This is a genomic window from Bacillus sp. BB081, from assembly GCF_008368895.1.
Lineage (GTDB): Bacteria > Bacillota > Bacilli > Bacillales > Bacillaceae_G > Bacillus_A > Bacillus_A wiedmannii.
In genome coordinates this window covers 33,625-48,012 of sequence record NZ_QOZX01000057.1, presented here as the reverse complement: position 1 = coordinate 48,012, position 14,388 = coordinate 33,625, and the positions used below count along the sequence as shown (strand labels likewise).

Sequence of the window (14,388 nt, the reverse complement as noted above, 5' to 3'; positions counted from 1 at the left end):
GTCGCTCATTTGCGACTTCCTTATGTTAACATCTTCGTTTTTCGATGTCAACTAAGTTTTTCAATTTCTTTTTTGTCGTTTTCTGCGTTTCCGCATCAGCGACGGTTATTAATATATCATGCAGTATATAAAGGGTCAATACTTTTCACAAAAAAATTTCACAGCCCGTTAAAACTTTAAAAATATGTTCCAAAAATCATTATAGCCTCCCTTCATTCTTCGTTATACTCCATATTTCATATCTTATCGGTTTATCAAGTTTACGGACGAGTGAAAATTCTAAATTTTATGTTATATTATTGTTATAGGGGAGTGGTGAGAATGAGCATTAAGTATTCAAACAAAATCAATAAAATTCGGACCTTTGCATTAAGTTTAGTATTTATCGGCCTCTTCATTGCATACTTAGGTGTCTTTTTCCGTGAAAACATTATTATTATGACGACATTTATGATGGTTGGCTTTTTAGCTGTTATCGCTAGTACTGTTGTTTACTTTTGGATTGGCATGTTATCTACTAAAACTGTACAAATTATTTGTCCAAGCTGCGATAAGCCAACAAAAATGCTCGGTCGTGTCGATGCTTGTATGCATTGCAATCAACCTTTAACGATGGATCGGAATCTAGAGGGAAAAGAATTTGATGAGAAATATAATAAGAAAAGCTATAAATCATAGGTATATATGGGTAAAGCGATTAAAATGAAGCCTTACAAAACTAAAGAAGTTTTAACTCATTAAAAAGGTGATTTCTCAACCAAGAAATCACCTTTTATCTTTGTCCTTAATTAAGTTAGGTTCTTCACTTAACATTTTAAATCCTCCTGAACCTAACGTAATTACCATATATAATAAAGAAAGAGGTTGACGTATAGCCGTCAGCCTCTTTCTTTATTATATATTACGCCTTATGACACTCTGGACAAACGCCATAAATTTCTAAGCGATGACTATTAATAACGAAGCCTGTCGTTTTCGCAGCTTCCTCTTCAAGCTTTTCCAAGCCTCCATAAGGAAAATCAACAATCTTACCACATTTTTCACAAATCACATGATAATGTTGACTTGTAACATAATCAAATCTACTTGAAGCGTCCCCATAAGTTAATTCCTTTACAAGTCCAACCTCTTTAAATACACGTAAGTTATTATAGACAGTTGCAACACTCATATTTGGAAACTTACCTTCTAATGCTTTATAAATGTCATCCGCTGTTGGGTGCGTCATAGATTCCACAAGGTACTCTAAAATAGCATGACGCTGTGGAGTAATGCGTACACCCGTATTTTTCAGCATTTCTAGCGCTTCTTTTAATTCTTCTTTGACCACCGTCATGCACCCCGATTCTATACGGATTATTATTTTATAATTCTTATAAAGAGTGTACTCCTTTTCTTATAAATCGTCAATATTTCTACTATAAGTATGTGGTTTATTTTTATATACAGCCTTATTCTTATGTATCTTTCCCCATTTTCTATACATTTACATAGAAAAAAAGTGCGACATAATCGCACTTGGAATACTATCATCTGAGGAGGTATGCCCTACACTTCACTTTATGTAAGACGATAAAATATGTATAGACACTCGCCTTACTTCTATATATTTTATCTCCACAATGGATTTACTTTATATAAGAAAGAACATCTTCAGTATGTCCTTTCACTTTCACTTTACGCCACTCTTTTACAAGCTCACCGTCTTTATTAATAAGGAATGTAGAGCGCTCGATTCCCATATACTCTTTTCCAAAGTTCTTTTTCAATTTCCAAACGTCGTATAATTCCGCTACCTTATGATCTTCATCTACTAAAAGTACAAATGGAAGCTCATGCTTCTCAATGAATTTCAGATGTCTGTTCGCTGAATCAGGACTTACACCTAGAATAACTGTATCTTTCTCTTGAAATAATCCATACGCATCGCGAAAATCACATGCTTCAGTTGTACACCCTGGAGTCATATCTTTCGGATAAAAATATAGCACTACGTTTTTACCACGAAAATCAGTTAAGCGAACTTGTTCCCCGTTACTTCCCTCTAATGTAAATTCTGGAGCCATTTCTCCTACTGTGATCATTGTTATCACTCCTACTCTTTTCTTTTACTATATCAAATGCTATCTTATTTTTCATTGTCTATTACAGACCTCATTACAAAAGCAAACGGTAATGTATATCCAATTAGCGCTTCTGCAATCGCAATCCATCTCCCTATTCCAATCGGAGCTATATCACCGTACCCAACGGACAATAAAGTAACCGCGCTAAAATATAAGCAAATTTCTACAAGTTGAAAAGATTGGGCATGCAAGCTTTCTCCATCTTCTTTCAAAACTGCAAAACCCATTTCTTCTAATACAACATAACTTAACCCAAACGCAATCAATACCGTTGTATAAATTAAAAATAAGGAGGCTAAATTATAAAGCGAAAAGAAACGCCTAGAATCTGAATATGAACTCCATAACAATTGGACACTTCTCAAAATAGCAATTGCTGCAATTAATAGAATAAATCCCCATAACATGTCCTCCACCTCATTTTATATGTATGAGACAGCCATTGGATTTATCCCTTAGAAACAAACAAGCTTCTATAATTAATTCCCAGCACCACGGTACCTTTTTACTCCTTGATTCCAAAGAGTAATTGCAATCGTAAAACAGATAACACCAACGAGTGGTGTTGCAAATGCATAGCTATTCCACTCTGTTTTTCTTAAAAAGTATGCTGCTGGATACACTCCGACAAACGCAAATGGTAAAACAAACGTTAAAATGAAGCGAATCACACGGTTATAAATGTTAACAGGATAGCGACCATAGTTACCTATGTTATACATTAGCGGCATAATTGAACTTTTCGCATCCGACCAAAAACCAAGGCTCGCAAGCGTAACAAATATCCCTCCGTATACAAGTGCTCCTCCTCCTACCATCAGTAAGAATAAGAAGAAATCGTACCAGTAAAAAGATAATTGCAGCTCCACTGCTGCATATCCCATTACAATTATTCCTGTAATCGCTCCAATTAAAGATTCAAGTTCCATTCTTTCTAATATAATTTGAAATAAACTATGAATCGGTCTCGTTAATATACGATCCATTTCTCCTTTAATAATGTAACGATCATTAAAATCCCATATGTTAAAGAAAGCTGAGAATATGGCAAACGGTACTAAAAAGAAACCATAAATAAAGATTACTTCTTCTCTACTCCAGCCCTTTAATGCTTGTGTATGCCCAAACACAACGAGAATAAAGATTAAATTAACAGCCTGTAGTGCTAAATCAGAAAGTAATCCAACGATAAAATCGCCCCGATACTCCAATTTTGTTTTTATATATTGGCTTGCATATTGCAAAAATAGGTTTATATATATCATCTCATCATCCCCCTTGTACAATTAGACGTTTTCTCGCCGTTCTCCACATGAGTACAATTGGAATAATAAGTACAATTGCCCAAATTACTTGGAATAATAATGCCTCATACAATTTACTTCCTTGTATACCTTCTGAAAAAATCATACTCGGAATATAACTAATAGCCTGAAACGGTAAAAATACCATTGCTTTTTGGGCCCATAACGGATAAAAACTAATTGGTAATAATAGACCTGAAAATAAATCAATAACAACACGTTTTGCATACATAATTCCACTATTATTAAATAGGAAGAACGTGAGCATTCCCGTCATTAAATTAATTTGTGTATTAATAATAAAACTAAATATTAAAGATAAGAAGAAATATAACCACGTTTGAAAACTCGTTGTAATTTGCAATGAAAATAATAAGGTAACGATAACCATACCTGGAATTGAAAAGAAAGCAAAACGAAATATTCCTTCACCAAGACCTTGCATCACTTTCATGCCTAAATAGTTATATGGACGAATGAGTTCTACTGCTACACGTCCTTCTTGAATCTCCATCGCAATTTCCCTGTCTATATTATTAAAATAAAAGGCACGTGCCATCCATGCAATTGCGATATAAGTAGTCATTTGCGAAATAGATAAACTTTCAATATTCTCTTTTCCACTATAAATTGCTTGCCATAAAAAATAATACGCACCGATATTAATTGTATAAATTAAAATCCCGCTATAATAGTTTGTACGATACGCAAGCATCATTAAAAAGCGAATCCGAATCATTTCAATGTACTTACCCATGTTTAATACCTTCTTCATAAATGTTACGAATAATTTCCTCTGTAGACACTTCGTTAATTTTTAAATCTTTAATTTGAAAGGCTTGTACTACTTTAGAAATAAGCATTGAAATGATAACTTCTTCATTCGGTATTTTTGCAACCCACGCGTTTTCCTCTTTCGCTTTCGACCAAACGACATGACTATCTGGCATAACCATTGATAAAGCCTGATAGGAAACTGGTGCAATAAATTGAAAATGTATTTCCTTCTCTGCTCCCCACTGCGTACGAAGATTATTTAAAGAACCGTCATACATAATATTTCCTTCATCCAGCATGATAACGCGTTCACATAAAGCTTCAATATCAGTAATATCATGGGTTGTTAATAAAATTGTTGTTTTGTAACGTTCATTCATTTCTTTTAAAAATTCACGTATTTTTAATTTCACAAGAACATCCAATCCAATTGTTGGTTCATCTAAAAATAATAACGGCGGATTATGAATTAATGCTGCCGCTAATTCACAACGCATCCTTTGACCTAGAGATAACTTTCGAACTGGCTTATCTAATAAAGGACCAATATCTAACGTTTCAATCACGTGTTCCATATGCTCTTTATACTGAGCATCTGATACACCGTACACTTTTTTTAATAAACGAAAAGATTCTTGTACAGCAATATCCCACCAAAGTTGTGAGCGTTGACCGAAAACAACACCAATTGTTCTTACGAATTCTTCTCTCTGCTTATGCGGGTTCATCCCATTTACTAAAATTTCTCCTGATGTCGGAGTCAAAATCCCCGTAAGCATTTTAATAGTTGTTGATTTACCAGCACCGTTCTCACCGATATATCCAACCATTTCACCTTGTTTCACATTAAAAGATACATCATTTACTGCTGGTACTATTTTATAATTACGATTTAATAAATCGCGAAAAGCACCCTTTAATCCCGGACGACTTGAATAGGCTGTAAACTCTTTACGTAACCCTTGTACCTCAATTACCGATTTCATAATCGGACCCCCTTCCTAAATGTCACAACGAATAGTTTACCCAACTGCCTTCTCTATCACAAACAATACGTCTTTTCGAAAAACATGTTAGAATAATACATAGATTTTTGTAAGGAGATGAATTGTAGTGAAATTCACAAAATCAGAAGCATTACATAAAGAAGCTTTAGAACATATCGTTGGCGGCGTTAATAGTCCTTCTCGTTCTTTTAAAGCAGTTGGCGGCGGCGCTCCTGTTGCTATGGAACGTGGAAAAGGTGCTTATTTCTGGGATGTAGACGGAAATAAATATATCGATTATTTAGCAGCATACGGTCCTATTATTACTGGACATGCTCACCCGCACATTACAAAAGCAATTACAACAGCTGCTGAAAATGGTGTACTTTACGGAACACCAACAGCACTAGAAGTAAAATTTGCAAAAATGTTAAAAGAAGCAATGCCTGCATTAGATAAAGTACGCTTCGTAAACTCTGGTACTGAATCAGTAATGACAACAATTCGTGTCGCTCGTGCTTACACAGGCCGCACAAAAATTATGAAATTTGCTGGTTGTTACCACGGTCATTCTGATTTAGTACTTGTAGCAGCTGGATCTGGCCCTTCTACGCTAGGAACTCCTGACTCAGCCGGTGTACCACAAAGTATCGCTCAAGAAGTTATTACTGTTCCATTTAATAATGTAGAAACCTTAAAAGAAGCTTTAGATAAATGGGGACACGAAGTAGCAGCTATCCTTGTAGAACCGATTGTTGGAAACTTCGGTATTGTAGAGCCAAAACCTGGCTTCCTTGAGAAAGTGAATGAACTTGTTCACGAAGCTGGTGCACTAGTAATTTATGATGAAGTTATTACTGCTTTCCGCTTCATGTACGGTGGTGCTCAAGACTTACTTGGCGTAACACCAGACTTAACAGCGCTTGGTAAAGTTATTGGCGGCGGACTTCCAATCGGTGCTTATGGTGGTAAGAAAGAAATTATGGAACAAGTTGCCCCGCTCGGACCTGCATATCAAGCTGGTACAATGGCAGGAAATCCTGCTTCTATGGCATCCGGTATCGCTTGTCTAGAAGTTCTTCAACAAGAAGGTCTTTATGAGAAATTAGATGAACTTGGTGCAATGCTTGAAAAGGGAATTTTAGAGCAAGCTGCAAAACATAATATTGATATTACATTAAACCGACTAAAAGGTGCTTTAACTGTATACTTCACAACAAATACAATTGAAGATTACGATGCAGCACAAGATACAGACGGTGAAATGTTCGGTAAATTCTTCAAGCTTATGCTTCAAGAAGGAGTTAACTTAGCACCTTCTAAATACGAGGCATGGTTCTTAACGACAGAACATACAAAAGAAGATATTGAATATACAATTGAAGCTGTAGGCAGAGCATTCGCTGCTTTAGCGGATAATAAATAATCCCGCCATTAAAAGGAAAAAAGAAAGCACATCTTTCTTTTTTCCTTTTTTCTATTTCATAAATCCCTCATTAATAGTATAATTATTCATAATTATCTGTTTAAATTTCTTTTATATCCTTACTACCTTTGTATACAAGGCTGCTCACGCCTTAAATAGTAAGATTATTCAAACTTCAATAAGAGGGGGGATTGACGGATGCTCAATAAAACAAATACATGGACACCGTCTTTATTTCGAGATTATAAAAATGCAGAACATGATGCGTGTGGAATCGTTTCCGTTATGGAGAAACGAAAAGTTGCCACGAAAGAAAACATTGATCTTTGCATACAATCACTTGTCAAAATGAATCATCGAGCTGGTTTCATTAATGGTGAAGGAGATGGTATCGGAATTCACATTGATGTCCCAAAAGCACTTTGGAATGAAAAGCTGAAAAATAACGGATACAATCCAACGATTGTGGATCATCCCCACTTTATCGTTGGACATTTTTTTCTAAACAAAAACGCAAATATCGTTAATTTAAAAAATCATATTCGTACGCAATTAAATAACGAAAGTTTTACTATTATTTTTGAAAGTGATGATGTAATAAATTCCGATGCACTCGGTCCACTTGGTAAACAGGAAGAACCTTTATTTTGGCAAGTTGCTCTTATCGCAGAAAATAAAGTTGAAAATGTTGAGCAAACATTATTTTCAGTAACGATAAAAATAGAGGAAAACGAAGCGATTCATGTTGCTTCATTAAGTCGTGACCATGTTGTATATAAAGTTCTAGGCGCTGGGGATACACTTGTTGCCTATTACAATGATTTACAACATCCACTTATCGCTTCAACTATGACACTAGGACATAACCGCTATTCTACTAATACATTATCTAATTTTTTTCGTGTACAACCATTTAGCATTCTCGGACATAATGGTGAAATTAACACAATTGCAAAATTACGTGATCAAGCTGACATGATTCATGTTCCACTTACTGCTGGGGGCAGTGACTCCCAAGATTTAAACCGCACCTTAGAAACTCTACTTGTTCAATACGACTACAGTTTATTTGAAGCAATGGATATACTATTCCCACCAATTATTAATGAAATGAAACTATATGAACCGCATTTACAAGATTTATATACGTATATACGTGAAGCTTGGGGCCATTTTGCGCAAGGTCCAGCTGGTATTATTTCACGTTATAAAGATGAGGCTGTTTTCAGCGTTGATTCCCTTGGACTACGACCAGTATGGAAAGTAGAGACAGCGAGTTCTTACGTTTTCTCTTCTGAACCTGGAGTTGTATCACCAACTGAATATGTAGCAGAACCAAAACCACTCGCTCCTGGAGAAAAAGTCGGTCTAAAGTGGAATGAACAAGATGAACTTGTACTCTACGAATACGATGACTACCAAACTCAAGTATATAACCGTTTTAAAAAGCGAGTTGATACTAAAGATTATCATTTAAACTTATCTATCCCTGAAACGAAAGAAATCCCAGGATTATGTGATTCTATACAAGTCGAAACGAAACAATACGTTGCTTTTGGATGGGACCGAGAACATATTCAGCTTCTTGAACAGATGGCAACAAAAGGCGTTGAGCCAATTCGCTCACTTGGGCATGACTCACCACTTGCAGCACTCGATACTGATAGACGAAATATCGCTGATTTCATTAAGGAAAGTGTAGCCGTTGTTACAAATCCAGCAATCGATCGTGATCGAGAGGTCGAGCACTTCTCCACACGAACAATACTTGGAGAGCGCCCAAGTTTATTAAGCGGAGCTAAACGGCCATTTGTAGTTGAGATGCTTTCCCCCATTATTTTAGAAGGAAGTGTAGCACAATCTATTACAGAGGAATTACACACAATTACGTACGAACAACTTATACAGCTATTCAATACTCATAGCTCTATCGCTACAATCTCTGCTACATTCAGTCCGACAGAAACTTTACAATGCGCCTTAAATCGAATTAGTTCTGAAGCGATAAAGGCCGTGAACGATGGAGCTTCCCTACTATTAATAGACGATGCCAACGCTCATCTAAATGAACAGTTATGGATTGATCCGCATTTAGTTACCGCTAAAGTACATCAAGTATTATGCGAAAATAAATTACGCCGAAACTGCTCTCTCGTTATACGTTCTGGTGCCCTTCGCTCTTTACATGATATCGTCACACTGTATGGATTAGGAGCAGATGGTATGAATCCATATTTATTATTTGCAACCGTAAATGATGGAACAAAAACGCCAATTACGAATTTGTATAATGCTCTTAATAAAGGACTAGAAAAAGTCATTTCAACAATTGGAATTCATGAATTACGTGGTTACGGTCGCCTCTATTCTTCTATCGGATTACATGAGGAAATCGCAAATATATTACAAATTACGAATTTCTTCGGTTCAAATGATTTAGCTTTTTCGCTTGAATCACTTGCTGAAGATGCACAATTGCGAGCGGATGATTATAACAATCCTAAAGTTAGAATGCGAAAATCTTTTCATATATTCCCGCGAATTTGGAAAGCAATCGGCGATGTCGCAAAAGGAAATTCTTATGATGATTACCGTGACAAATTAAGTGAGTTAGAAGAAAATAATCCAATCGCGATTAGACATCTTGTTCAAACGAAAGAAACAAAACATGTCGTTCCGGCCGAAGAAGTATCCATCAGCATTCAAAATCATGATTTACCATTTATTATTAGTTCCATGTCATTCGGTTCTCAAAATGAAATTGCCTTTCGTGCATATGCAGAAGCGGCCGATCAGCTAAATATGATTAGCTTGAACGGTGAAGGCGGCGAAATTAAAGATATGATTGGAAAATATCCACATACACGTGGACAACAAGTTGCATCTGGGCGATTTGGTGTAAACGCCGAACTACTAAATTCATCAAACTTAATTGAAATAAAAATTGGGCAAGGCGCAAAGCCTGGTGAAGGCGGACATTTGCCTGGTTCAAAAGTAACAGCAAAAATCGCTGAAGCGCGTAATGCTACAATTGGCTCTGATTTAATTTCACCTTCTAACAACCATGATATTTATTCCATTGAAGATTTAGCTCAAATGATTACAGAAATTAAAACGGCTAATCAACTTGCGAAAGTAGCTGTAAAGGTCCCTGTTGTCCCTAACATTGGAACAATTGCTGTCGGTATCGCAAAGGCTGGTGCTGACTTTATTAACATTAGCGGATTTGATGGTGGTACAGGTGCCGCACGTATTCACGCATTGCAACATGTAGGCCTTCCTGTAGAAATTGGTGTGAAAGCCGCTCACAATGCTTTATTAGAAGCAAATATGAGACAAAAGGTAGAAATTTGGGCTGACGGTGGTATTCGAAGTGTTAATGATGCCTTGAAAATCATGCTCCTTGGGGCAAACCGTATTGGATTTGGTACATTATCCATGATTGCAATCGGCTGTACAACTTGCCGCGGATGTCATCTAGATACTTGTCACGTTGGAATTGCAACACAAATCGATTCTGAAGCTCAGGCGAAAGAACACGGATTACGCCGCTTCGTCCCGCGCGAATTAGAAAGCGCCGTTGCTGGATTATTACATTTATTCACCACTTTTGGCGTAGAACTAAAACGATTAACAGGAAATCTTGGTTATACAAATTTACAAGAAATTGTCGGACATTCCGATTTATTAGAACAAGTTCGAGGCGAAAATTTATTAGACTTATGTAATTTACTACAAACGATAGAACACCCATCTGTTACAAAAACAGAATACGTACCGGAAAAACAATTTGAAACAGTTCATTCCCCTCATTCAAAGGAATTAGTAGGCGTTGGCGTAGAGCAACGCGTTATGGGTGGTCTAGAATCTTGCTATCGCGTTCGTAGTAAATTATATGAAGACACGAAGCTTGAACCACTTACATTAAAGTATACGAATGGCTCTATTCCTGGAAATGGATTAGGTGCTTATAATAGTGAGAACTTATTTATACACGTAAATGGCGGTGCACAAGATGGTATTGGTAAAACCTCCTTTGGTGGTGGTATTTATATAACGAAAGCAAAAGGAAAAGACGGCATATATTATAACGGTTCTGTCGGAAAAGGTTTTGGGTACGGTGCACAAAAAGGAGCGCTATACGTTCAAGGTAACGCTGATGCTCGCGCTGGCATTCGCCTCTCTGGAGCAGACATGATAATTGGAGGGCGAATGACAAAGCCACTCCGTGAAAAAGAGCAAGGGAATATAGGTGTATACTCTAATATTAAAGGTTTCGCTTTTGAATATATGACAAATGGGCGAGCGCTTGTTTTAGGGGATCCTGGTCCATGGATTTGTGCTGGTATGACTGGTGGTGTTGTTTATTTACGTCATGATTCAAGCTCGGGTTTAACAGAACACGCCTTAAAAAGAAGAATCGCAAAAGGGGCAAATGTTACATTACAACCAATTAGTAAAAACGGCGTGCAAGATGTGACTGAGTTATTGGTAGATTACATTCGTGTATTAAATGAACATGAGCAATACGAGGAAGTTGCTTTATTAACACCGTTACTCGATGATATGCAGCAACAGTTTTTTGAAATTATCCCGAAAAAAGAGCAGGCTGATCCATCTATCTCCACAGAGTGATATACCAACTTTTCATTTTCAAGAAAAAATTGACGAAGTACACTTCTCATAGTAATCTATAGTAACAATTTGAAACCTGCTGAAATTCAGCAGGTTTTTTCACTAAAAATTGATGTTTAAAAAGAATTAGGAAAAAGTATAAAATGAATCTTAATTTCTTATTAACGTCACTAAAATATCACTTGCTAACATATTGTAATGAATGTATAGTATCATGTTGTACATTCATTATGACAAGAGAAAGGATCTTATTAAGGGTATGAAACTTGGTGCTCGCATTTTAAAAACGGGTATTGCCATCACATTAGCTTTATTTGCTTGTATTTTACTTCAATTACCGAGTCCAGTATTCGCGGGAATCTCAGCTATATTCGCTGTTCAACCGTCTGTATACCGCTCGTATTTAACAGCTCTTGAGCAAATTCAAGCAAACGTCATTGGTGCGGTATTCGCTATCGTATTTGCTACTGCTTTTGGACATAATCCTTTTATTATTGGATTAACATGTATATTAGTAATTGCGCTTACGTTACAATTACGATTAGAAAACACAATATCAATTGCTTTAGTAACAGTTATCGCCATTATGGAGTATCAGGGCGACGATTTCTTTAGTTTTGCCTTACTTCGCTTTGCGACGATTATGATTGGAATTATTGCGGCTTCACTTGTAAATTTAGTGTTTATGCCGCCAAAATACGAAACAAAACTATATCATCGTATCGTTGATAATACAGAAGAAATTGTAAAATGGATTCGAATGAATAGCAGGCAAGCTTCTGATTTTACAACGCTAAAAACTGATATTGATCGTATGAAAGAAAAAATGATCAAACTAAACCATTACTATTTGCTGTATAAAGAAGAAAGAAGCTACACGAAAAAAGTAAAGTTCGCAAAAATTCGTAAGCTCGTTTTATTCAGACAAATGTTAGCGACGACAAGCCGTGCTTTAAGTACGTTAAAATCATTACATCGTACTGAAAATGAACTGCGCTATATGCCAGAAGAATTTCAGGAATCTATCCAAAACGAACTTGACTCGTTAACCCATTACCATGAACAAGTTTTATTAAAATTTATTGGTAAAGCAAAAAAACAACAATCCGTTGAAATGCTTGATGAAGTTGAAACAGGTAAACAAGAATTAATTGATATCTTTATGGATTATCAAAACAAGGACGATGAGGAAGCGTATAAAACATGGCTACACCTTTTCCCTCTTATTTCTGCCATTATTAACTATAGTGAAGAAGTAGAGCATTTAGATTTACTTGTGGATAGCTTCTACACATACCATAAACCAGAAGCAGAACTCCAAATCGAAGATAAAAAAGAAGACGAATAAAGAAAACAGCTCCTTTTACGCTAAAGGAGCTGTTTCTGTTATATGTTGAAGTTGATATAAATTGTAATAAAACCCTCTTTTTTTCATTAACTCTTCATGAGAACCTGTTTCTTTAATTTCACCATCTTCAATGTAAATAATCGTATCCACATGTGTAATCGTCGCCAATCGATGTGCGATTACGATCGTCGTCCGATCAGCAGCTAACGTCTGAAGCGCCTGCTGAATATACCGTTCATTTTCTAAATCTAAAGCGGAAGTCGCCTCATCTAATATAAGTAACGATGGATTCTTTAGAAACACTCTTGCAATCGCTACACGTTGCCTTTGCCCACCAGATAACTTCACACCGCGTTCCCCAACGACAGTATTATAGCCATCAGGTAACTCTATAATAAAATCATGGATTTGCGCAGCTTTAGCAGCTGCAATCACTTCTTCCTCTGTAGCTTTCGGGTTTCCATATAAAATATTTGCCCCGATTGTATCACTAAATAACAAATTATCTTGCAGTACAATTCCAATATGACTACGTAAATTTCTCATATCATACTTTCTAACATCTATCCCATCTACATAAACTGCACCTGAAGAAACATCATAGAAACGTGGGATTAAGCTAGCAAGAGATGACTTCCCTCCCCCACTTGCTCCTACAAGTGCTACCTTCTCTCCTGGCAACATAGTTAACGAAAGGTTATGTAATATCTCTTTTTCATCCGAATTGTAACGAAAAGATACATTATCAAATATCACTTCACCATTTAATTTTGTCGTTTTTACCGCACTTGGCACATTGACAATATCGTATTTTTCATCTAACAATTCAAACACTCGATCCATCGATGCGAAAGACTGTGTTAATGTTGTAGAGGAATTGACAAGGCGGCGAAGCGGACTATACAAACTATCCATATATCCAACAAAGGCAACCATAGTCCCTAATGTTAACTGCCCCTGAATTACTTCATATGCTGCAAAACCGATCACCAGTAACGGGCCTAAATCGGTTAACGTATTCACTACCGAAAATGTCCTTGCAGTCCAACTCGTATGCGTTAATGCTTTCGTCAAAAATTCATTATTTCTTTTTTCAAATTGCTTACCCTCATACTCTTCTAATGCAAAGCTACGTGTCACTTGCATCCCTTGAATACGTTCATGTAAATACCCTTGCATCGTTGCTAAAGCTTGCGAACGCTCTTTCGTTAATTTTCGAAGACGCCCGAAAAAATATTTCACTGCCACTACATAAATAGGTAAAATTAATAACGCAACAAATGTTAATTTTATATTCATAGAAAACATAACAATAATAGCAATAGCAATCGTTGCCGTATCTAGCCAAACATTCATCAAACCAGTAATTACAAAATCCTTTGTTTGTTCTACATCATGGATTACACGTGAAATAAGCTCCCCTGTTTTTGTATTCGAATAATAGCGTAAACTCAACTTTTGTAAATGACCAAAAATATGTTTTCGTAAATCATATAGTATTGTATTTGCGATACGCTGCGCGAAATATTGACGATAATATTCAATTGGCGGTCTTACTACTGCAAAAATAAAAAAAGCAATCCCAACGGCTGTTACTAATTGGGATGTTTTATCTTGAAGTGACCCTCCGCCTTGAATTACATCATCGATAATATATTTTAATAACCACGGCATAATAAGCGGGATGCCGAATTTAACTAGACCAATCATAATTGTAATAGCAATAAGCCATCGATACGGTTTAACAAATTGCAAATATCTTTTTATACCTTGCACATAATCCCCC

11 protein-coding genes are annotated in these 14,388 nt (G+C 36.3%); 4 read left to right on the top strand and 7 right to left on the bottom strand.

Translation table 11 applies throughout. The features are described from left to right. Window positions 1–321: 321 nt before the first annotated feature. Window positions 322–678, top strand: coding sequence for a YgzB family protein (locus DN394_RS22175; RefSeq protein WP_000025063.1), 357 nt, complete (start codon window positions 322–324; stop codon window positions 676–678). A gap of 223 nt (window positions 679–901) precedes the next feature. Here the strand turns inward: DN394_RS22175 and perR are convergent, their stop codons facing one another. The 6 genes from perR to DN394_RS22145 all read right to left on the bottom strand — a co-directional run bounded on the left by perR (window position 902) and on the right by DN394_RS22145 (window position 5,193). Then, complete coding sequence (gene perR, locus DN394_RS22170; protein ID WP_000237829.1) at window positions 902–1,330, bottom strand: peroxide-responsive transcriptional repressor PerR; 429 nt, start codon at window positions 1,328–1,330, stop codon at window positions 902–904. Window positions 1,331–1,628: 298 nt separating this feature from the next. Further along, entirely contained in the window at window positions 1,629–2,084 is a 456-nt protein-coding gene (gene bcp / locus DN394_RS22165; RefSeq protein WP_046958137.1) for a thioredoxin-dependent thiol peroxidase, read from the bottom strand. 44 nt (window positions 2,085–2,128) lie between these two features. Then, window positions 2,129–2,533, bottom strand: coding sequence for a potassium channel family protein (locus DN394_RS22160; protein WP_000964347.1), 405 nt, complete (start codon window positions 2,531–2,533; stop codon window positions 2,129–2,131). Between the two features lie 72 nt (window positions 2,534–2,605). Next, complete coding sequence (locus DN394_RS22155; protein ID WP_000639386.1) at window positions 2,606–3,391, bottom strand: ABC transporter permease; 786 nt, start codon at window positions 3,389–3,391, stop codon at window positions 2,606–2,608. 4 nt (window positions 3,392–3,395) lie between these two features. Then, window positions 3,396–4,187 carry an ABC transporter permease gene (locus DN394_RS22150; protein ID WP_097914579.1) on the bottom strand — a complete coding sequence of 264 codons (792 nt, stop codon included), beginning with the start codon at window positions 4,185–4,187 and terminating at the stop codon, window positions 3,396–3,398. Next, window positions 4,180–5,193: an ABC transporter ATP-binding protein gene (locus DN394_RS22145; RefSeq protein ID WP_000843640.1), complete on the bottom strand. Its 1,014-nt coding sequence runs from the start codon at window positions 5,191–5,193 to the stop codon at window positions 4,180–4,182. Before DN394_RS22145 ends, DN394_RS22150 begins: the two co-directional genes overlap by 8 nt. 127 nt (window positions 5,194–5,320) lie before the next feature. Here DN394_RS22145 and hemL point away from each other — a divergent pair, with 127 nt between their 5' ends. The 3 genes from hemL (at window position 5,321) to DN394_RS22130 (ending at window position 12,602) form a co-directional block, all read left to right on the top strand. Further along, complete coding sequence (gene hemL, locus DN394_RS22140) at window positions 5,321–6,619, top strand: glutamate-1-semialdehyde-2,1-aminomutase (protein WP_000673249.1); 1,299 nt, start codon at window positions 5,321–5,323, stop codon at window positions 6,617–6,619. 198 nt (window positions 6,620–6,817) lie between these two features. Next, window positions 6,818–11,254 (top strand): glutamate synthase-related protein, encoded by a 4,437-nt coding sequence (locus DN394_RS22135; RefSeq protein ID WP_097914582.1) that lies wholly within the window; start codon window positions 6,818–6,820, stop codon window positions 11,252–11,254. A gap of 259 nt (window positions 11,255–11,513) precedes the next feature. After that, a complete protein-coding gene (locus DN394_RS22130) occupies window positions 11,514–12,602 on the top strand; it encodes an aromatic acid exporter family protein (protein ID WP_000765792.1) in 1,089 nt (362 codons plus the stop codon). Between the two features lie 15 nt (window positions 12,603–12,617). On the opposite strand, the gene DN394_RS22125 is transcribed toward DN394_RS22130, so the two are convergent. Next, a complete protein-coding gene (locus tag DN394_RS22125; protein WP_097914585.1) occupies window positions 12,618–14,378 on the bottom strand; it encodes an ABC transporter ATP-binding protein in 1,761 nt (586 codons plus the stop codon). Window positions 14,379–14,388: the final 10 nt, after the last annotated feature.